Genomic DNA, 21,448 nt, shown 5'->3' with positions numbered 1-21,448 from the left:
CTTTTTGCTTGTTAAGTTAAACATCTTTTTCTGTCTCTTTGTCCTTTTTATCTTTTAAGCCTGCTAATACAATAACAATCTCACCCCTTGGTTCGTTCACGGTAAAATGCTGAATTACTTCTTCTAAGGAGCCTCGTACGGTTTCCTCGTGTAATTTGGATATTTCCCGGGATACTGATACTTGGCGGTCCGTACCGAAAAACTCGGCGAATTGTGTCAAGGTCTTGAGCAGACGGAAAGGTGATTCATAAAAAATAATAGTCCGGTATTCCAAAGCCAATTCTTTTAGCCGGGTCTGCCTTCCTTTCTTTTGAGGGAGAAACCCCTCGAAACAGAACTTCTCATTGGGTAATCCGGACGCTACCAAGGCGGGCACGAAAGCTGTAGCTCCGGGCAGGCACTCTACGTCTACCCCTTGGCGAACACATTCCCTCACCAACATGAATCCCGGATCGGAGATGGCCGGCGTACCGGCATCGGAAACAAGGGCGATATTCTCGCCTCCCTTGATACGGGCCGCGATTTGCTCCACCGTCTTATGTTCATTGAACTTGTGGTGGGACTGCATCTTGTTTTGTATCTCGAAATGTTTCAGCAAGATGCCGGTCGTACGGGTATCCTCCGCTAAAATAAGATCAGCTTCTTTTAGCACACGGATCGCCCGGAATGTCATATCTTCCAAGTTACCAACAGGGGTTGGGACTACAGTCAATTTTGCCATATCGTATATTTATGAGAAGCGTTTTTCCAATAGCTTGATGAAATCGGCTACGGAAGCGTCTTCTATATTCCAGTTCAACACCTTGTTCAGATAAGTGACCGATTCCTCGTACGAGCTAAGATCGTTCAGGTCTGAGATCGCCTTATTCATTTTCTCCTCATTTCCTCCGAATAATTCCCTTCTGAAGCGGAAACGATCATTTAAACTGAATGCCTTACGGAAATCAGAAAGATTCTTTTTCTCCAATATATCATTCAGTGAAATACTGGATTTATCCGCTAATATAGTTTTATGTGGAATCTCTATCTCTTTCAAGGGGATTGTCTCTTGTACGATCTTTTCTTCTGGGATCACTTTTTCGACAATTGGTTCTACTACGATAGGTTCCTCAACGACCGGTTCTTGTACCTGTACGACCTCGATCGTAGGGGATACTTCCGGAGCCGGTTGCACCTCCGGCATCTGTAAAGGTTTACTTACGGGAATAGAATCGATAAGTCGTTGATGTTCCTCCATTTGTTTACGCAAAGCCTCTAACTGAAACTCCTCCAGCGTATGAAGCTCCTTCAATACCTTGTGGGTCAACTGGAAGGTCTGGTTGAAGAAAGAGGCGGGATAAATTTCCGCGTCCCTCATTCCGGCTACCAACTTCTCCAGCTCCCTGATATCGATCAATAGATAATCTATTTTTTCCTTGTTTGCCATTTCTATATGTTTTTCAGATGCTATAAATCATCCGGACATACGTATGTTTTGCAACAAAAATAAGTATTTCTTGTCAATGTTGCCAGTTTCGATCTTAAAATATTGTAAATCATTCGACGAACTCGTCCGGTAAATTCACCAGATATAGGTGATGGGTCGCCCGGGTAAAAGCCGTGTAGAGCCACCGATAGAAATCCTCACCAAGCATTTCCTCCGTGATGTAACCGATATCGAGAAAGACGTTCATCCATTGGCCGCCTTGGGCTTTATGGCAGGTTACCGCATAAGCGTATTTTACTTGGACGACGTTGTAATGAGGATCTACCTTCATCTTTTTCATTTTTCCCGCCTTGGTAGGAATGTCCTCGTAATCTTCCAATATGGTGTAAAAGAGCTTGTCGTTTAGCTCCTTAGGGAGGGCGGGGGAGTCGGTCTGTAAAGTATCCAATAGGATTTTCAAATCGATTTCCAGATCATAATCTTGAAAACGAGCCGTGATGTCGGCAAAGCGGAAGCCATACATCTCCGTGACACGGCGTACCCGCATGACTTGAATGATCTCTCCGTTCGCTATAAAGTCCATCTCCTTGCAATTCGCTGTCCAATAATAATTGTTCTTCGCTACCATTAAACGATCGCCGGACGATAGCTCTTCTTCCCTGTATAGGATACGGTTACGTATGCCGTTATTATAAATCGTGGCTCGTTTATTCGAGCGGGAGATAATCATTGTCTCTTCCATACCGTCGCGGCTATAGGCGGAAGATATTTCCTCAATTAGCTCATCTCCATTGACTTTCGTGAAATCGGAGAAGCCTTTTAATTGTAATTTCGGAAAGATCTCGACCGTGTGGTTTCGTAGTGCGTCTCGTAGCCGGGTCGCGTTGAACAGGATTCCCGAGTCTTCGCTTTGGCGTACGACTTGAGTTAACGCTATCTCCCAAACCTGTAGGTTGTAACCCCGTAATATCTCGGGATTCAAGGCGGGACTCTCCGTTTGCATCACCGGAGGAAGCTGTGCGACATCTCCCATTAGGATAAGACGGCAGTTTTCCCCGGAATAGACATACTGGATTAAATCGTCCAACAGACGTCCGGAACCAAAAACAAATGAATCCAATCCCTCGTTGGCGATCATAGAAGCCTCGTCGACGATAAAAAGTGTATCTTTATGTAAATTATCTGCCGGCATGAAGCCCGTCGGCTCATTGGAAAACGCCCGTTGGCGATATATTTTTTTATGAATTGTATACGCTTTTTGGCCAGCGTAGCCCGAGAAAACTTTGGCTGCTCGTCCGGTTGGAGCCAACAAAAACGTTTTTTGCTTTAGTTCGTTAAGCGTTTTCACCAAAGCCCCGACCAGAGAGGTTTTTCCGGTTCCTGCGTAGCCTTTCATCAGTAGAAGGCTGTCCGGTTCCTCAGACAAGAGAAATTCGGTAAGCGTATGAAGCGCTAAAAACTGATCATCCGTCGGTTTATAGGGGAAATTTCGTTCGATTTGCTGGCTTATGTAACTATTTATCATTTTGATCGCAATAATTTTCGCGATAAAGGTAGTGTATTAAATATTCTTTTTTAAATTTGCCGAACGAAATAAATTCAAAAAACAATACAAACCATGAAAGTTACATTAAAGATTTTATTAGCTGCCGCAGTTGTACTGCTAGTTTACATGTGCTACAAGAGCGTCACTGGTCCGATTGAGTATGATGATCAGAAGACTATTCGTGACAATGCGATCATCGCCCGTTTGATTGAAATCCGTAAGGCTCAGATCGAATACAAGAACATGTATAAGACTCATGCCGGAAGTTTCGACGATTTGGAGAAATTCTTGAATACGGATAAGTTGCCGTTCTTGATCAAGGAAGGTGTATTGACGGATGAGCAGTTGGAGAAAGGTATGACAGAAGCAGAGGCTGTTAAGAAAGGTTTAATCAGACGTGATACCATGTGGGTATTGGCGAAAGATACTTTGCTAGGTAAGAACTATGATGTAGCGGCTATGCGTTATGTTCCGGCCGTTCCGGGTGAAAAGATTACTTTCAAGATGGATACGGCTACGTTGAAATCTGGTTCTGGTTATGAGATCAAAGTATTCGCTTGTGAGGTTCCTTACAAAGAATATTTGCGTGACATGGATGCTCAGTTGACTTATAACTTGATCGACAAGGCAGAGAAACAAGGTAAGTTCCCGGGATTGCGCGTAGGTTCTTTGGAAGAAATTAATAACAACGCAGGTAACTGGGAATAATCAGCGGCTCATATGACTATCAGCATTCCTGATACGTTAACTACTGATAATTCGGAAAAGTATATAGTGTCCATCCGGCTTCGGTCGGGTGGACTTTCTTTTTCCGGGTATGATCCCTCGGCTGGAGGAAGTTTCTTTTATCGGGAAACGGAATTCGATCGGGCGGTCTCTTTCATTTCTTCCCTTAAGGAGTTTTTCTTCGCTCATGAGTTTCTTACGTGGACTTATAAACGGATTAACGTGATCTGTGTATCTCCGGAATATAGCTTGGTCCCTGATAATTATTGGGGGGACGGTAAGGAAGGGCGTTTATTGGATTTCAGCTTTTCTACACTGGAATTGCATTGCTTAACCGATACTTTAAAGGAACAACAGGCTAAGTTGGTGTTTGGTGTGGACGAGGAGGTTTACGAATTTTGCTCCCGTTCTCTTTTGCATCCTTTTTTCTCCCACTACATGACTTCTCTGCTAACGCTATGGACAAAAGAAAGTAGTGCTAGCTTACCCCGGCAAATGTATGTCGTGATAGAACGAAAGCGGATGGATGTGGCGTGCTATGCTCAAGGGAAACTCTTATTTGTGAACTCTTACCCGATCGACCAATCGGACGATATAGTATACTATATATTATATGTATGGAAACAGGCGGGATTGGACCAAGAAAAGGACCAGTTGCTTTTAGCGGGGGAATCTTCCTCGCGAATGCGGGTTCTGGAGCGATTGCGAGCCTATTTACGCCATGTTAAGCCGGTGGAGATCCCTTCGGAAGCCTATTTGCTGGGAACGGATGTAACGAAAGCCCCTATGGATTTAATATCTTTATTAATATGCGAATAATAAGCGGTATATACGGTCGTCGGCGTTTTGACGTGCCCTCTTCGTTTAGCGCACGTCCTACGACGGATTTTGCGAAAGAGAATATTTTTAACGTAGTAAATAATTTGGTGGATCTGGAAGGTATGGATGCGTTGGATCTTTTTGCCGGAACCGGAAGTATCTCTTTTGAGTTGATCTCACGAGGATGCCGGAATGTAACCGCCATAGAGAAAAATAACGCTCATGCCTCTTTTATAGCCAAGGTAGCGAAAGAGCTGAAGACGGATGCGTTGGCTCTGATTCGTGGGGATGTTTTCCGTTATTTGAATTCAGCCCCTAAGCAAAGTTTCGATTTCATCTTTGCCGATCCCCCATATGCCTTGCCGGAGTTGCCGGAAATACCCGCCTTGGTTTTCGAGCGTGATTTACTAAAGAATGGAGGGATATTCATCATGGAACATCCTAAGACCAATGACTTCTCATCTTTGCCTTATTTTTATCAGCACCGGGTGTATGGCTCCGTGAACTTTAGCATCTTCCTTAAAGAAGGGGAGAAAACAGACGCATAAATGATTCCGCCATGCGTTGCTTGAGGGGGCGCTTTAACCAGCGGGAAGGGATCAAACGCTCACAGTGATGCATGTCGTGTGTAAAGATGCGTTTCATTTGCAGGGCGAATTCCTTTTGATATACGAAAGCGTTAATCTCGAAGTTATGCTCAAAGCTACGGAAGTCCATATTGGCGGACCCGATGCTTGTCAATGCGTCGTCGGACACGACTAGCTTGGAATGCAAGAAGCCCGGTTTGTAGAGGTATACTTTTACGCCGGCCTTTACCATCTCGTCAATAAAGGAATGACTGGCCATATTCGCTGAACGTGTATCGGAACGCTTAGGCAGCATCAAACGAACATCCACTCCCCCTAAGGCGGCGGTTTGCAACGCTTGGTTTAATCCTTCGGTAGGCAGGAAATAAGGGGTTTGTATAAAGATATACTTCTTGGCGTTGGCGATCATGAAAATGGTCGCTTGCAACAAAGTTCTCCATTGACCTACCGGACCGCTAGTGGCGATTTGCATAATATTATCGCTATAGATTTGGGCAGCCGGATAGTAAATCCGATCGTTCAAGAGTTTTTTACTAACCACGTACCAATCGATGAGGAATACGGATTGAAGCCCGTGTACTCCTTTCCCTACGAATTTGAAATGCGTATCCCTCCATGTGCCCCAAGAGGTTCCCTTATCGTATCGGTCGGCTATATTCATGCCTCCCATAAACCCGACTTTACCGTCTATCACGATAATCTTGCGGTGGTTCCGGTAATTCACCTTACTGGTGAAAACGGGGAACGCTACCCTCAAGAACGCATATACCTCGATACCCGCTTCCTTCATTTCCTTAAAGAAGCCGTCTTTTACATTCCAGCAACCCACATCATCATAAAGTACACGTACCTTCACGCCTTCTTTTACTTTCTTGATAAGGAGTTGTTGCACCTGTTTTCCTATCTCGTCATCACAGAATATATAATATTGTATATGGATATGGTGAGTCGCTTTCTGGATCTCTTCCAGCAAGTCTTTGAACTTATCGGTACCATTCGTATAAATCGTGATTTGTGTTCCGTATAGGAGGGAGGATTGGTTGGTGTTAGTCAACAAGGTCGATAAAGGTTTATAGGGGTCCGGAACTACGCAGGCGTCTTGAGGTAATTTACCCTCTTGCGGCCTTTTCATGATGCGTTTATAGGTACGCCTCGATATGATCCGTTGTTTCCGGTTATCTTGTCCAAAGAAGAAATAGAAAAGCAGTCCGATACCGGGTGCTAATAATAAGACGATTACCCAAGGAATTGTCTTTAACGGATTCCTATTCTCTGTAATGATAACTAATACCAGTCCTAATATAGTGACGCTATACAATATGATAAATATCGTACCAACGATTAACTGTATATGAATGGCTGCTAACATGAAACTCTCTCTTTGCTATAATCTGCTATAATTTGCTAAGATAAGAATGCTTTCCGAGAATAGCAAATTTCCGTATTTTTTTTGGGCTGTATAGAAGGGCCAAAAAGTAAGCTAACTTAAATGGCAAAGTAAGCTAACTTAAATGGCAAAGTAAGCTAACTTAAATGCCCAAGTAAGTTAACTTACTTTGCCAACGAAGCTAGCTGACTTTGGAAGCGGGGTTATGTACATTTTAAAATAATGAGGTTGTTCTCTAAATATAAAGTGTCATTTGTTGATTTTGGCGCAGGCTATTATGAGAAGTATCTATGATAACAATAAAAATATTTAGATTGAAAACGACTGTAAAAAACGATCGTTTCAATTATTCGTTTGCAAAGGTAGGCATTTCTCCGAGACTGGCAACCTTTTCCGATTAAATTTTGTCCTGCTATATATCTTTTTCTCAACAGGATATATTAATCAAAGTGTCACGAATATGACAAAAGAGCATCATCTTTTTGCTTTCTAAAAAAATGCAAGATCTAAACGATCGTTTTCACTAGTCGTTTTTTATGTGGAAGGGTAAGAATAAGAAAAACAGTAAACCAATGATAACTTGGAATCAAACTCTAGAGATATGAATAGAAAGTCTTCTATACGAGCCATTTTACTCCGTAAGGAATGCCTTTTATTCTTTTTGCTACTATTGCCTATGTTTACAAAGGCGCAATATAATAAGGTATATGCGGATATCACTGCGAATATGCTGGTCGATATGGGTTTTGAGAATGTTATCTGGTCGGAAGACGAGAAGGAGAGAGTATATGTCTTGGAGAATACCCCTTGGCGTTTGCAGGGTGTGGGACTGGCCCATGCCATAGACCGCATCCAGAAAACAGGCTTGCCGGAGAAGGGCAAATCCTGCCGTATCGTCGTATTGGATAATAATATACCGCAGATCTCATTGATCTATACGGCAAATCCGGACAGCTTGAAGGCGGCTCCCGGCTCCTATGCGGCCCGTTCCGCCTGGGATGCTACTTACGATCTGGGCGATAGCTGGGATAAGGTGAAAAAAGAGTACCGTATGAATAGCTCCTTATTTAAAGTAGACGTGGTGGTTTATCCAGAGTTGTATCTGAAGAACCTCATTATCACGCAAATATACCAAGTATTATTCAACCTCTCGCCTGCGATCGAGGTCTCTTTCTGGAATGGGATGAAGCTGACGGCGCAGATGGTATTTCCTATATATAATGATGGATATGGTCCTTGGGCGGGTAAGATTCACCCGGGCATGGTTACCCTTTCCCAATCTTTTCGTTTACCTTATCGTACGTTCGCCAGAGCCAGTATCGGTTTGTTCAATGCGGATCGTTATGGCGTGGATTTAGCGGTAACCCATCATTTGAAGGATGAACGTTTTTCTTTGGAAGGACGTATTGGTTGTACGGGTACGGGATCTTGGCAGAAGTTTGAATATCATTATGGAACTCACCAACGGGTGACATGGTCGCTGGGAGGTAGTTTCTACTGGCCAAAATACAATACGCAAGTCTCCTTGAAAGCCGAGCAATACTTACTGGGTGAGATCGGAGGACGGATTGACTTGATCCGCCATTTTCGCTATTGTTCGATAGGATTTTATGCGATGAAGGCGCAAGGTGCTTTGAAAAACGGCGGTTTCCGGTTTCAAGTGGCTCTTCCTCCTTATAAATATAAACGTAAGAATGTGCGGGTGCTTCCTTCTGACAACTGGGGTATGTCTTACAACGCCGGTAATGAACGCTATTATTATAAGGGGTATAAAGCCTCGCCGAATGATAACATCATGCAACAGAATCAATTCAACCCGTACTTTATAAAGTCGGAATTACTCAATTTTTAAATAGTTTTATTATGAGAACAATTACAAAGTTACAGACCTTATTGGTCTTGTTCCTTACGACAGCCATGGTATGTTTCATGGGCTGTAAGGATGACGATGATGATGTGCCTACTCCGGATGGTGGTGGCACTGTTGCCACCTATGCGATTAGTGGTACGGTCATGGATGCCAGTAACAACCCGATGGCTGGCGTTAGCGTAGCTCTTTCTGGAGCTCAATCTCTTAGTGCTACGACGGGTTCTGATGGAACGTACTCTTTCGACTTGAAAAGCACACCAGGCTCTTACAAAATCGCCTTTAAGTCGGAAGGCTATGCAGACAGAAGCTATGATGTGGATGTGAAGAAGATCGAATCGGGTGTTGGACAGTATGTAGTAAACGCCGTCATGGTAAAGGGCACGACTCCCGATACTCCGAAAGAGTATAAGAAGGCGAAGTACAATCTTTCCGTATCGATCGAGGATGTTGTGGGAAAAGCTATCTCTACTTCCAGCCTTTCTGTTGTCGTAAAATACGGGGATAAAGAGATCGCTAAAGAGAATAAACCTAATTTTAAGGTCTCTGATGTGACTCCCGGTATCTACGACGTAGTAGCTACAGCTTCCGGATATACTAAAGCCGTGGCTAAGGTTGTCGTTTCAGCCGTTCCGGATCAAGAAAAGAAAGAGGGCGAAGGTGATACATTCGACGTTGAGTATCCAGCTATTATCGTGATGAATGTCGCTCCTTCTATTCCAGTAGACCCGGATGATCCTTCTAAGCCGACAGATCCTTCTGACCCGTCTGATCCTTCCAAGCCAACAGACCCGTCTGATCCTTCCGATCCTTCCAAACCGACAGATCCGTTAAAAGCGACTTATATCGTATCTGGTATAATAACAGACCTATCTACGGGCGCAGACATCAAAACTGCGGAAGTCATATTGATGTTAGGAAGTGAAGAGTTATTTATTTCTAAGAATGAGAGTGAGTTCTCTTTCAATATCGCATCATCAAAGGTTACGGAGGATGCTCAATTTATCTTGAGTGTTAAAGCCGCAGGTTATACGAGCTACTCTCGTACGATCATCTTTAAGGTCGGTCAGAGTATGAACTATGTATTTCCTATCACATTGAACCCTATAGGTACAGGTGGAAATACGGAGATTGATTTTTCTAAATATGGTGTTCAGGTTCCGGAAAAAGAAGCGGAAAAAGTAGCGGATGAGATTAAGAATGCGATTAACGCAGGCGGAACCGAAGAGGTTAAGGTGTCTGGTGTCACTTATGTGGATGAGAATAATGTTGAACAAAAAGTAGACGTTGTCATTCCTGCTAATGTCTTAGATAACTATAAAGGTGCGGATAATGAGGTTCAAGCTCCAGTTATTAAGGTCTTGAATCAAAGTGATGCTGAGAAATTGACAGAATCGATAGGAGTGATTGAAAGTACGACCGCTGATGGTATAAAAGAGAAAGATGAGGTAAGTTTGGTCGCGGAAAGTGGTAAGCCTGTCGTTATCGTTATGCCGGCAAGTAGTAATCAAACATTGGTGATCGAACGTGATATGTCTGCGGAAGCTCTGCAATCCAATAATGTGACTTCTGATGCTGGTGCGGTAGCCAGTGTAAGCCGTGTATATAAAGGCGAGCCTAGCGGTACGGTATTCTCTCCGGCTTTGAAGATCTCGTTCGACGCTCCGAAGGATTTGGTTTCTTCTACACAGCCTATGGCATTGTTATATGCGACCACAGGCATAGATAATAAGGAGATCATGAAGATTGATCCTACGGCGGACCCTGTTTATATCAATGGTACTGGTGCGGAAATGTCTGTCGCTCACTTCTCTAAGTTTGCCGCAGGTTTTGAGTTGGCATTAGCGGAAACTGAAGATATCAGTACTGATACTACAATCGTAGAAAAGGTTGTTGATTACTGTTCTGATGGTAAGGCAGGAAACATTCCTGTAGTTGTTACAACTACAAATGCTTATGTTGGAGAAAACTTGCAGGATCTAGTCGGAAAATCTAACGTAGATGGTCAAGTCGCTAAGAATGCGGTTTATAACCGAATCTCTAATCGTTTGCAAGCTGATGGTTATCAGATAGGTATCCAAACATCATTGACAACATCCGTTCCTACGGAAGCTGATCGTACGGTCGCTTCTATGAGCTTGAAGAAGACATATACTACAAATACGTATGTATTTAAGTTTATGACAAAGGGTAAGAAGGTGGAAGAGATTCAGGTTGTAGCTAAAAAACTTATCAAGATAGAAGGTACTCCTGTTTACAAGCAATCCCATGGTCACGGACATGGTGATGGCAATAACGCCGGTGGCGGTATCATCATCCCGGATTAATGCTTGATATTTGAAGCTTAAATAATGTTGAGCCGGAAGTTTATAAGTAAACAAAGAAAAATGAAGAAATTACTCTTATTGATCATATTCTTAAGTTGCTGGACCTTACTTCCGGCTCAATTATCTTATGGCACGACAGGGTTATTGCATGCCCCGTCCGCCGATATGCAAAAGGACAAGACCGTGATGCTTGGCGGAAACTTCTTGCATCAAGAGCTTACGCCTCCCAAGTTTAATTTTAATACGTGGAATTATTATTTGAACGTGACGATCTTCCCGTTTCTGGAAGTAGCGTATACTTGTACGCTGTTTACGGCCGAGAGCCTTGGATTGGATAAGCATGGCTATTCCGGATTCACGAACCAAGATCGTTATTTCTCCGCCCGCTTACGTGTGTTGAAAGAAAGCAAATACATCCCCGCTGTCGTGCTGGGGACTTCGGACCCTTTTACGTCATCCGGGCATAAATTCGCTTCGGCTACGGGAAACGGCTATTTCTGCCGTTATTATCTGGCCGCTACCAAACATTTTCAGCTGGGAAGGGAAACCTTAGGCGTTCATTTATCCTATCTGTATAACCGCCGTGAGGATTATCCCTTGAACGGTGTGGCGGGAGGTATCACCTACAATCCTTCATTCGCCCCGCATTTGAACGTCATAGCCGAATACGATTCGAAAGACTTCGCTATGGGAGCCACTTACCTACTATTCAATCATATACATTTTCAATTTGAATTGCAGCGAATGAAATATTTCTCCGGTGGACTGTGCTATAAGATTTATTTAAAATAAAAAGAGGTTCAGCTTTTGTCCGTTTTTAATCCGCTTGGAGGCGAACGGTTAGGCTGAACCTTTTTATATCTTGTTACGCTGTCGCGCTAGCCATATCTACGGCTTTATTCCCCGATGAAATTCTTGCGTATCAACTCGGCGGACTTGTACTCCTCTTCCAGATACGTCTCAATATGCCGTTTCTTCTTATCCTCTAATATCTCGTTAATAGCGATTAAGATACCCGTTTCTTCCACCTCTCCAAACTCATGGTTGATCGCTGTGCCGAATACACGCATCTTAGGCGACAAGCTCATGTAAGCATTTACCAAAGGAGGCACGTTGATGCCAAATTTACGAACCTCTTGGTTCAATACCTTGTAGTTATCCTTGAAATTATCGTGAGGGAAAAGAGATCTCATCTTCTCTACATCCATATTAGTCTCCAAAGGATATACCGGAGTGATCAGTTGGTCTGCGTCCGGGAAATGCAATCCGAGGAAGTATAAGATCATATTACGGGCCTCTTGGTTGTACGTATTGTACATAGTCACCTTCCCGAAATAATACCGCAAGCTCGGATCAACCACGGATAAAGCCCCCAATCCATCCCACAGGTTATCCAACACGAACAAGCCTTTCGCCCCGGAACGGGTGGATTGATACTCCAGAGCCACGAACGAGCGTCCCAACTCTACCGTATAAGGAAGGATCTCTTTGATAAATTTCTCTGAGAAATTAAACAAGTGCGAGGTCGCCAGGATCGGTTTACCATTCTCGTCGAACTTAACGTCTGAACCGCAAAGGAAACGGTATCCCCCCAAGATCTGCTCATCTTCCGGGCTCCAGACAATCAGCTGGCGGTAAGCGTCTTCCATCGTGTCATACTCATCGATATCCACCGGAAATCCCGTGCCACCCCCGTAATAACGGAAAGCGACCTCCCGCAGACGCCCTATCTCTTGCATGACATTGGGTGAGTCGTGCGCCGTGACGATATAAATCTCATTCTTCGATTTATTGGTACTTCTCAACCTCTTCTCTTTGGTCAATTCAGCCTTCAGTAGTGCCCTGTCTATGGGATTGATAATGTCTTGCATATGTTTCGTCTGTTAATCCTTGAGTTTGTAAACCTTGTTTTTTATCCACTCAGCCCATTCGGCGGGTTTCTTGCTATTGTCGAATGTCTGCCAAGGGATAGGCTTCCCGAAATAAATCCGGAAGGTCTTATGTTTGCTCCGGAACATCTCGTCCGGTAAATAAATCATCTCATAATTCATCTTTATACCCAACGCCTTGCGTATCCGGGCGAGGTTATAGAAGAAATTGGAATTCTTCCCGTCGAAATAGACCGGTACGATATCCCGCTTGTATTGCACCGCCTTCTGGATGAACGATTTCTTCCACTCCAAGTCTTGTATCTTGCCACCAATCTTGCGAGAGCATAATCCGGCGGGGAAAGTGATGATCTGGTCGTCCGAGGCAAAAGCCTCCTCCAGCATCCGTGCGTTGTCCTTTCCTTGGGTGCCGTGTTTGTTGATCGGTACAAAGATGGATTTTAGATTGGAGAGATAAAGTAATAAATCATTGACCGGATACTTGATGCGCCCTTCGAACCGGGAACCGATAACGGCGGAGAGACAGATACCGTCTAATCCTCCGAGCGGATGGTTGGAGGCGAAGATATAGCGCCCTTCGGTCGGGATGTTTTCCTCATGTACCAGATTGAGGGTAAGGTCAAAATAGCCGATAAGCTCACGCATGAAATCTACCCCTTCCTTATCGTGGTAACGGGTTAATATATCATTCAGTTCCTCTTGATGAACCGTGCGAATCAAGTAGTCCACGATAAATCCCGGAATCTTGCGTGACGCCTTGGGCGCCTTTTGTGCCAATACTTGCTTAATATCTATCTTTGTCACACCTTGTTTTGTCATCTATATAAGCTTGTCAAGGGGCAAAGATAAAGTTAATAATTAAAACGAGAGAGGTTTGAGTGAAGTTTTTGCTTTTTCGCCAGCTATCTTAGCCTTTTCCCCTTGATCTTTTAGCCGCTACCATTAGGGAGGTTAGTCCCCGGGAGCTTGACTATCGGTTATCTAACGGCTGTTGGACGATCATGCACCATCTGTTAGAAGATCATCTACCAACTGTTGCATGATCGTCCAACAGCCGTTAGAAGATGAAGGTGAAAGGAAGAATTGGTTAACGGATACCGATGAAAAGCGTAAGAGATAAGGACGAAAAGACGAAGGGTTAACGACCTGTTGATAACTTTTTCCTACTTTTCTTATATAAATGTTGGCGGGTAATTTTGGAAATGTGTACTTTTACCCACCGATAAGGCATGTGCGTGCGTATCAAAGGAGTACGGCGCTTGATTTTAAGAGGAAGTTTAACGTAAGAACGACGAATGGAAGAAAAAGATAGTTGCTATCATGTACCGGTAATGCTGCGGGAAAGTCTGGAGGGATTGGATATCCGTCCCGACGGGATTTACGTGGATGTTACGTTTGGCGGTGGAGGACATTCCCGCGAGATATTGAAACGGTTGGGTAGCGAGGGCGAACTTTACGGCTTTGACCAAGATGCGGACGCCGAGCATAATGTCCCGGCAGACCCACGATTCACTTTCGTGCGCAGTAATTTCCGTTATTTGTATAATTTTATGCGTTACTACGGAGAAAGTGGGGAGGTGGACGGCCTGTTGGCGGATTTAGGTGTCTCTTCCCATCATTTCGACGATAAGGATCGCGGTTTCTCTTTCCGTTTCGACGGGACGTTGGATATGCGGATGAATACGCGTGCGGGGCAGACCGCCGCCGATATCGTGAATAATTATACGGCGGAGGCGTTGGCCGATGTGTTTTATCTATATGGCGAGCTGAAGGTGTCTCGGAAATTAGCCTCTGTGCTGGTGAAAGCTCGTGAGACAAAGAAGATAGAGACGATCGGAGACTTCTTGGAGGTGATCAAGCCGTTTACGGGAAAGGACAAAGAGAAGAAATTCTTGGCGCAAGTCTTTCAGGCGCTTCGTATCGAGGTGAACGATGAGATGAGGGCGCTGAAAGAGATGCTGCGGAGTACCTTGCGGGTGTTGAGACCGGGAGGACGATTGGTGGTTATCACGTATCACTCCTTGGAAGACCGTCTGGTAAAGAACTTTTTGAAGACCGGAAACTTCGAGGGGAAATGCGAGCAGGATTTCTTCGGGAACGTACGATCGCCTTTCCGCTTGGTCAATAATAAGGTAATCGTCCCGACCGACGAGGAGGTGGAGCGGAATCCCCGTTCCCGGAGTGCCAAGTTGAGAATCGCTGAGAAGGTATAAGGAGAAATAGATATGGAAGAAAACGGACAACATAAGAAAACGAGGAAGAAGGAGAAGCGTCTTTCGTTCTGGTATATACTCGGTGGCGGCGTGCTAAAAGAGGATTTTATCTTGAGGCATACGCGCATGATCGTGTTACTTGTCGTGTTGGCGTTTTTCTTTATCGGTAACCGGTATACTTGTATGCAAAAGCTGCGTGAGATCGACCGGTTGCAACAGCAATTGAGGGATGTGCGTTTCGAGGCGTTGTCGATCTCATCCGAGTTGACCGGCAATAGCCGCCAATCGCAAATCGAGTTGCTGATCGAGGAGCAAGGTATTGATCTGGAGGGTGCGAAAACCCCTCCTTATGAGTTATATAAGTGAGATAAGGTGTAAATAGGTATGTCTGAAGAAAACGAACCGAAAGAAATAGAGCCTAAAGGTAGCCGGATTTTATTCTGTTACTTCGTGGTCGTGCTGTTGCTGGGGCTTGTGGCCGTAGGAATCCTGTTCCGTGCCTTTGATACGGCCTTCGTGGAGAGGGATAAATGGATGAAGGTGGCCGAGAGCCAGAAACGACCGAACCGTTTGGTGTTGCCCGGACGTGGCAATATCTATTCGTCGGACGGTAAGTTGATGGCTACCAGCGTGCCTCGTTATTATATGTATATCGACTTTAAGGCGGATGCGTATACTCCGGCTAAGGGTGCCAAGTATAATTGGCTGGATACGTTCAAGACGTCCAAGAAGGATGGGGTGGACTCGTTGGCGTTTTATCTTTCCCGTAAATTGAAGGATCGTACGCCGGCGGGCTATAAGGCTTATCTGCTGAAAGGGCTGAGCGGTAAAAGCCGCCAGTTCCCGATTTACGCGGGGAAGGTCTCGTATTCGGATTTGAAGGAGATCCGTAAGTTCCCGTTCCTTCGTCTGGGACGTTATAAGAGCGGTTTTTATACGAAGGAGATGGTGCAGCGCCAGAAACCTTTCGGGACCTTGGCGTCTCGTACGATCGGTGATATCTACGGAGAGATCGAGGAGGGTGGAACTACAAAGGGGAAGAATGGATTGGAGTTGCAATACGATTCGCTCCTGCGGGGGCAGGCCGGGTTGAGTTCCGTTCGCCGTGTCGGTGGAGGCTGGACGAACGTGATCGAGGTGGATCCGGTGGATGGCATGGATATTCGCACCACGATCGATATCAATATACAGGATATAACCGAGAAATCGCTGGTCGATAAATTGAAGGCGATCGATGCCGAGTCTGGTACGGCTGTCGTGATGGAGGTCGAGACCGGAGAGATCAAGGCGATCACGAATATGGGGCGTATCCGTGAGGGCGTATATGGCGAGACGAAGAATCATGCCGTGGCGGACGAGATCGAGCCGGGCTCTACTTTCAAGGTGGCCTCTATCATGGTGGCCTTGGAGGATGGTTTATGCAATCCGGGAGATACGGTCGATGTAGGCAATGGTATATATATGTATAAGGGTGCCCGCATGACGGACCATAATATGAATAAAGGCGGATACGGTCGGATCTCGGTGGAGCAGGCGATTTGGTATTCCTCCAATATCGGTGTGGCCAAGACGATCCTGAAAGGTTATTCGGATAACCCGACGAAGTTTGTGGAGGGACTGTACCGTATCGGTATGAACGCGGATCTTCGTTTGGAGATACCGGGGGCGGGACGTGCCAAGATACGTCGCCCGGATGATACGACCCGTTATTGGTCCAAGACCACTTTGCCTTGGATGTCGTTCGGCTACGAGACGCAGGTACCGCCGATCAATACGCTGGCGTTCTTTAACGCGATCGCGAACAACGGAAAGATGGTTCGCCCGATGTTTACGAAAGAGATCTTACATAACGGCAAGACCGTGCAGAGTTTTTCCACGGAGGTGATCAACTCTTCGATCTGCTCGGATCATACGCTGGCGTTGATAAAAGATATGTTGCTGGGAGTCGTGGAGAAAGGGACCGGTAAGGCGGTTCATTCGGATATTGTCCGGATCGCCGGAAAGACCGGTACGGCGCAGATCGCTACGGGCGGTGTCTACCGTACGAGCGGGCACCAAGTCTCTTTCTGTGGCTATTTCCCGGCCGATCATCCGAAGTATTCTTGTATCGTGGTGATCCGCCGTCCTCGTATCGGTTATCCTTCGGGTGGTACGATGTCGGGAGGCGTGGTGCGTGCGATCGCCGAGAAGATATACGCCAGCCATATGTCGTTCGATGTCCGGGATATGGAACGGGATTCGATGGCCGTGATGGTACCTCGTGTGAAAGGCGGCGACCTGAGGGCGGTAGAGGAAGTATTAGATGAATTGGATATTAAGGCGGATACGGACAGTTTGGAGACAAAGTGGGTCGTAGCCTCCGCCGAGCAAGAAGAGAATAAGGTGAAATTAAGCGATCTGACGATTCGTGAGGGACTGGTACCCCGGGTAGTCGGCATGGGTGCTAAAGATGCGGTTTTCTTGTTGGAGCAAGCCGGTCTGCGTGTCTCTTTGTCGGGTGTCGGACGGGTCGTTTCGCAGAGTATTCAACCCGGACAGCGAGTGTCTAAGGGGCAGACCGTATTATTAACATTGAAATAGGTATGGAACTAAGGGATTTAATCGGTGCGTTGGAAGCTCCTATGTTGATGGGGGCGGATAATGTGGATATCACGAATATTCAATCAGACTCTCGTCGGGTGACGAAAGGGTCTTTGTTTGTCGCTGTGAGAGGTACGGCCGTGGATGGCCATGCCTATATGGACAGCGCCATAGAGAAAGGGGCTGTCGCTATCGTATGCGAGGAGACTCCGTCCTATTTGGAGGGGAGATGCTCGTTTATCGTGGTGAAGGATTCGGCGGAGGCACTAGGTCTTTTGGTTTCCCGCTGGTATGGCGATCCTTCCCGGAAATTGATGCTGGTGGGCGTGACGGGTACGAACGGGAAGACTACGATCGCTACCTTATTATATGAGATGTTCCGGAAGATGGGGCATAAGGTGGGATTGCTTTCCACGGTATGTAATTATATAGATGGCGAGGCGGTACCGACGGATCATACGACACCGGACCCGCTTACGCTTCATTCCTTGATGGCCCGGATGGTAGAGGCCGGATGCGAGTATGCTTTTATGGAGGTTAGCTCTCATTCGATCGATCAGCGGCGCATCAGCGGCTTGTCTTTCGACGGGGGGATTTTCACGAACCTGACCCGCGATCATTTGGATTACCATAAGACCGTGGAGAATTACTTGAAAGCGAAGAAGAAATTCTTCGATGACCTGCCTGCCGGGACTTTTGCCTTGACGAATGCCGATGATAAATCCGGCTTGGTGATGTTGCAGAATACGAAGGCGAAGAAGCTGACCTATTCCTTGCGTACCTTGGCCGATTTCAAGGGAAAGATATTGGAATCTCATTTCGAGGGTACAGACTTGATCATTAACGGTCGGGAGGTTATGGTGCATTTCGTGGGACGTTTCAACGCTTATAACTTGCTGGCCGTGTATGGTGCTGCGGTTTCTTTAGGGAAAGATCCCGAGGAGGTGTTGATCGTGCTGAGCACGCTTCGCTCCGTATCCGGTCGCTTCGAGACGATCCAGTCTCCGCTCGGTTATACGGCGATCGTGGATTATGCTCACACACCGGATGCCTTGACGAATGTACTGAATGGCATTCATGAGGTATTGGATGGGAAAGGACGTATCATTACCGTCGTGGGTGCCGGGGGAAACCGGGACAAGGGGAAACGCCCGCTGATGGCGAAAGAGGCTGTCAAGCTGAGCGATCAGGTAATTCTGACTTCCGATAACCCGCGCTTTGAGGAACCGGATGATATTATTAACGATATGGTAGCCGGATTGACGAAAATGGATATGGAACGTACCTTATGTATCACGGACCGTACGCAAGCGATCAAGACCGCTACGATGTTGGCGAAGAAAGGGGATGTGATCCTTGTTGCCGGAAAAGGCCACGAAGACTATCAGGAGATCAAGGGGGTGAAACAGCACTTTGACGACCGTGAGAAGTTACGCGAGATTTTTTCGACACAACAATCATAATATTTAAGACGACATGCTTTATTATCTTTTTAATTATTTGGATCAGTTGGATTTCCCGGGAGCGGGTATGTTTAAGTACGTATCTTTCCGCTCGGGGTTGGCCTTGATCTTGTCCTTGTTTATCTCTACGGCGATCGGCCGGCGTATCATCGATAAGTTGCAAATGTTGCAGATCGGCGAGACGGTGAGAAATCTTGGGCTGGAGGGCCAGATGAGCAAGAAGGGAACGCCGACGATGGGAGGTATTATCATTATTATCGCTATATTGATCCCGACTTTACTGTGTGCCAAGCTGAATAATATCTATGTGATATTGATGTTGGTGACTACGGTCTGGCTGGGTGCCTTGGGATTCGCGGATGATTATATCAAGGTATTCAAGAAGAATAAGGAAGGTATGCACGGACGTTTCAAGATCGTCGGGCAGGTAGGACTGGGCTTGATCGTTGGCTTGGTATTGTTCATGAGCCCGGATGTGGTGATCAAGGAGAATATGGAGGTGCGCCATGATAACGTGATCGAGGAGGTGCGTTATCATACGGTGGAGACCAAATCGACAAAGACGACCATCCCGTTCTTGAAAAACAATAATTTCGATTACGCCAATTTGGTGAACTGGGCGGGCGATTATAAGGAGGAGGCCGCATGGCTGGTGTTCGTGCTGATGGTGATCTTTGTGGTGACAGCCGTGTCGAACGGAGCCAATATGACGGATGGACTGGACGGCTTGGCTGCCGGAACATCGGCGATCATTGGGGTGGCTCTCGGTATTTTGGCCTATATGTCATCCCACTTTGAGTTCGCCTCGTTCTTGAATATCATGTTTATACCCGGTGCGGAGGAGTTGGTGGTTTATGCCGCTGCCTTTATCGGTGCCACGGTCGGTTTCTTATGGTACAACTCATATCCGGCCCAAGTATTTATGGGAGATACGGGGAGCTTGACCTTGGGAGGTATTATCGCTGTTTTCGCGATCATCATCCGTAAGGAGTTGTTGATTCCGATCCTTTGCGGTATTTTCTTGGTGGAGAATATATCGGTCATGTTGCAAGTGGCCTACTTTAAATATACGAAGAAGAAGTATGGGGAAGGTCGCCGTATCTTCAAGATGGCTCCTTTACACCATCATTTCCAGAAGCCGGGAAACGCAGGTATACAGGCGTTGATCCAAAAGCCGTTCAATGTCGTGCCTGAATCGAAGATCGTGGTCCGTTTCTGGTTGATCGGTATTATTTTGGCTGTTATGACGATAGTTACGTTAAAGATGAGATAAAAGATGAGTAAGAGAATGGTTATATTAGGGGCCGGGGAGAGTGGTGCGGGAGCCGCTGTCTTGGCGAAGGCGAAAGGATTCGACGTGTTCGTGTCCGATAAATCGTCTATCAAACCTAAGTATAAGGAGATGCTGGACAACCACGGGATTCGTTGGGAAGAGGGACAGCATACCGAAGCCGACATCTTGAATGCCGACGAAATTGTCAAGAGCCCGGGTATTCCCGACAAGGCTCCTATCATACAGTTATTGAAGAAGCAAGGTACGCCGATCATCTCCGAGATCGAGTTTGCCGGAAGGTATACGGACTCGAAGATGATTTGCATCACGGGTAGCAACGGCAAGACGACAACGACGATGCTTACGTATCATATCTTGAAAGAAGCGGGCGTGGACGTGGGCTTGGCCGGAAATGTCGGAAACAGCTTGGCGCTTCAGGTTGCGGAAGATCCACATGCGGTCTACGTGATCGAGTTGAGCAGTTTCCAACTGGATAATATGTACGACTTTAAAGCGGATATCGCTATTATATTGAATATAACACCGGATCATCTGGACCGTTATAACTATGAGATGCAGAATTATGTAGACGCTAAGTTCCGCATCTTGCAAAATCAGACGAAGGACGACGCCTTCATTTTCTGGAACGATGACCCGATCATAGCCCGTGAGATCGCCAAACGGCATCCTGAGGCTACTCTTTACCCATTCGCCGAGACACATGAGAACGGCATGAAGGGATATACGGAAAATAATCAAGTAGTTATTGAAACGGCAAACGGAACATTTACGATGGAACAAGACCTATTGGCATTGACTGGTACGCATAACCTGTATAACTCTTTGGCTTCGGGGATAGCGTCCAAGATCGTGGACATTCATGATGAGAAAATACGTGCCTCACTCAGTGATTTTACGGGGGTTGAGCACCGTTTGGAAAAGGTGCTTCGCGTGCGTGGTGTTGATTATATTAATGACTCGAAAGCTACGAACGTAAACTCTTGTTGGTATGCTTTGCAGAGTATGACGACTCCGGTCGTTTTGATCTTAGGGGGCACGGATAAAGGGAATGATTACTCGGAGATCGAGGAACTAGTGAGTAAAAAGGTGCATTCATTGATTTTCATGGGTGTGGATAATACGAAACTGCATGCGTTCTTCGACGGGAAAGTGGCGAATATAGAAGACGCCCGCTCGATGGAAGAGGCTGTGGCGAAAGCTTATAAGATGGCTCATAAGGGAGATACGGTATTGCTCTCTCCTTGTTGCGCCAGCTTCGACCTGTTCAAGAGCTATGAGGATCGGGGCGATCAGTTCAAGGCTTGCGTACGTAATTTGTAATAAA

18 protein-coding genes are annotated in these 21,448 nt (G+C 46.0%); 12 read left to right on the top strand and 6 right to left on the bottom strand.

The window, feature by feature from the left end; genetic code table 11:
• Positions 1-16: 16 nt before the first annotated feature.
• The 3 genes from rsmI to BDI_RS12525 all read right to left on the bottom strand — a co-directional run bounded on the left by rsmI (position 17) and on the right by BDI_RS12525 (position 2,951).
• Positions 17-721 carry a 16S rRNA (cytidine(1402)-2'-O)-methyltransferase gene (rsmI, locus tag BDI_RS12535; RefSeq protein ID WP_005861332.1) on the bottom strand — a complete coding sequence of 235 codons (705 nt, stop codon included), beginning with the start codon at positions 719-721 and terminating at the stop codon, positions 17-19.
• Between the two features lie 9 nt (positions 722-730).
• Positions 731-1,426, bottom strand: a complete 696-nt coding sequence (locus tag BDI_RS12530) for a hypothetical protein (protein ID WP_005861334.1) — start codon at positions 1,424-1,426, stop codon at positions 731-733.
• A 109-nt stretch (positions 1,427-1,535) separates the two neighbouring features.
• Positions 1,536-2,951, bottom strand: a complete 1,416-nt coding sequence (locus BDI_RS12525) for an ATP-dependent DNA helicase (RefSeq protein WP_005861336.1) — start codon at positions 2,949-2,951, stop codon at positions 1,536-1,538.
• A gap of 93 nt (positions 2,952-3,044) precedes the next feature.
• Here BDI_RS12525 and BDI_RS12520 point away from each other — a divergent pair, with 93 nt between their 5' ends.
• Genes BDI_RS12520 through BDI_RS12510 form a run of 3 tightly spaced genes read left to right on the top strand, consistent with a single transcriptional unit; the run spans position 3,045 to position 5,065 of the window.
• Complete coding sequence (locus tag BDI_RS12520; protein WP_005861338.1) at positions 3,045-3,680, top strand: hypothetical protein; 636 nt, start codon at positions 3,045-3,047, stop codon at positions 3,678-3,680.
• Positions 3,681-3,692: 12 nt separating this feature from the next.
• Positions 3,693-4,517: a DUF3822 family protein gene (locus tag BDI_RS12515; protein WP_011966875.1), complete on the top strand. Its 825-nt coding sequence runs from the start codon at positions 3,693-3,695 to the stop codon at positions 4,515-4,517.
• Positions 4,508-5,065: an RsmD family RNA methyltransferase gene (locus BDI_RS12510; RefSeq protein ID WP_009276477.1), complete on the top strand. Its 558-nt coding sequence runs from the start codon at positions 4,508-4,510 to the stop codon at positions 5,063-5,065. The genes BDI_RS12515 and BDI_RS12510 overlap by 10 nt, the downstream gene beginning before the upstream one ends.
• On the opposite strand, the gene cls is transcribed toward BDI_RS12510, so the two are convergent.
• Entirely contained in the window at positions 5,037-6,473 is a 1,437-nt protein-coding gene (gene cls / locus BDI_RS12505; RefSeq protein WP_005866953.1) for a cardiolipin synthase, read from the bottom strand. The genes BDI_RS12510 and cls overlap by 29 nt on opposite strands.
• Before the next feature lie 619 nt (positions 6,474-7,092).
• On the opposite strand from cls, the gene BDI_RS12500 reads away from it, so the two are divergent.
• Genes BDI_RS12500 through BDI_RS12490 form a run of 3 tightly spaced genes read left to right on the top strand, consistent with a single transcriptional unit; the run spans position 7,093 to position 11,477 of the window.
• Entirely contained in the window at positions 7,093-8,343 is a 1,251-nt protein-coding gene (locus tag BDI_RS12500) for a hypothetical protein (protein ID WP_010185194.1), read from the top strand.
• An 11-nt stretch (positions 8,344-8,354) separates the two neighbouring features.
• The gene (locus BDI_RS12495) at positions 8,355-10,685 is read left to right on the top strand and encodes a carboxypeptidase-like regulatory domain-containing protein (RefSeq protein ID WP_011966874.1); all 2,331 of its coding nucleotides are present in this window, start codon (positions 8,355-8,357) and stop codon (positions 10,683-10,685) included.
• Positions 10,686-10,745: 60 nt separating this feature from the next.
• Complete coding sequence (locus BDI_RS12490) at positions 10,746-11,477, top strand: YjbH domain-containing protein (RefSeq protein ID WP_011966873.1); 732 nt, start codon at positions 10,746-10,748, stop codon at positions 11,475-11,477.
• Positions 11,478-11,581: 104 nt separating this feature from the next.
• Here the strand turns inward: BDI_RS12490 and BDI_RS12485 are convergent, their stop codons facing one another.
• Both BDI_RS12485 and BDI_RS12480 read right to left on the bottom strand, forming a co-directional pair.
• Entirely contained in the window at positions 11,582-12,556 is a 975-nt protein-coding gene (locus BDI_RS12485) for a GNAT family N-acetyltransferase (RefSeq protein ID WP_005866962.1), read from the bottom strand.
• A gap of 12 nt (positions 12,557-12,568) precedes the next feature.
• Positions 12,569-13,393, bottom strand: a complete 825-nt coding sequence (locus BDI_RS12480) for a 1-acyl-sn-glycerol-3-phosphate acyltransferase (protein ID WP_005861355.1) — start codon at positions 13,391-13,393, stop codon at positions 12,569-12,571.
• Between the two features lie 476 nt (positions 13,394-13,869).
• Here BDI_RS12480 and rsmH point away from each other — a divergent pair, with 476 nt between their 5' ends.
• From rsmH to murD, 6 genes are read left to right on the top strand one after another with little or no spacing between them, the layout of a single operon-like run.
• A complete protein-coding gene (gene rsmH / locus BDI_RS12475; RefSeq protein ID WP_005861358.1) occupies positions 13,870-14,787 on the top strand; it encodes a 16S rRNA (cytosine(1402)-N(4))-methyltransferase RsmH in 918 nt (305 codons plus the stop codon).
• A gap of 12 nt (positions 14,788-14,799) precedes the next feature.
• Positions 14,800-15,153 (top strand): FtsL-like putative cell division protein, encoded by a 354-nt coding sequence (locus tag BDI_RS12470; RefSeq protein WP_005861360.1) that lies wholly within the window; start codon positions 14,800-14,802, stop codon positions 15,151-15,153.
• Positions 15,154-15,171: 18 nt separating this feature from the next.
• Positions 15,172-17,367, top strand: a complete 2,196-nt coding sequence (locus BDI_RS12465; protein ID WP_011966871.1) for a penicillin-binding protein — start codon at positions 15,172-15,174, stop codon at positions 17,365-17,367.
• 2 nt (positions 17,368-17,369) lie between these two features.
• A complete protein-coding gene (locus BDI_RS12460) occupies positions 17,370-18,830 on the top strand; it encodes a UDP-N-acetylmuramoyl-L-alanyl-D-glutamate--2,6-diaminopimelate ligase (RefSeq protein WP_011966870.1) in 1,461 nt (486 codons plus the stop codon).
• A gap of 13 nt (positions 18,831-18,843) precedes the next feature.
• A complete protein-coding gene (gene mraY / locus BDI_RS12455) occupies positions 18,844-20,103 on the top strand; it encodes a phospho-N-acetylmuramoyl-pentapeptide-transferase (RefSeq protein WP_005861367.1) in 1,260 nt (419 codons plus the stop codon).
• Positions 20,104-20,106: 3 nt separating this feature from the next.
• Positions 20,107-21,444: a UDP-N-acetylmuramoyl-L-alanine--D-glutamate ligase gene (gene murD, locus BDI_RS12450; protein WP_011966869.1), complete on the top strand. Its 1,338-nt coding sequence runs from the start codon at positions 20,107-20,109 to the stop codon at positions 21,442-21,444.
• Positions 21,445-21,448: the final 4 nt, after the last annotated feature.

The sequence above is a fragment of the Parabacteroides distasonis ATCC 8503 genome, from assembly GCF_000012845.1.
Lineage (GTDB): Bacteria > Bacteroidota > Bacteroidia > Bacteroidales > Tannerellaceae > Parabacteroides > Parabacteroides distasonis.
This window is presented reverse-complemented; position numbering and strand designations above follow the sequence as displayed.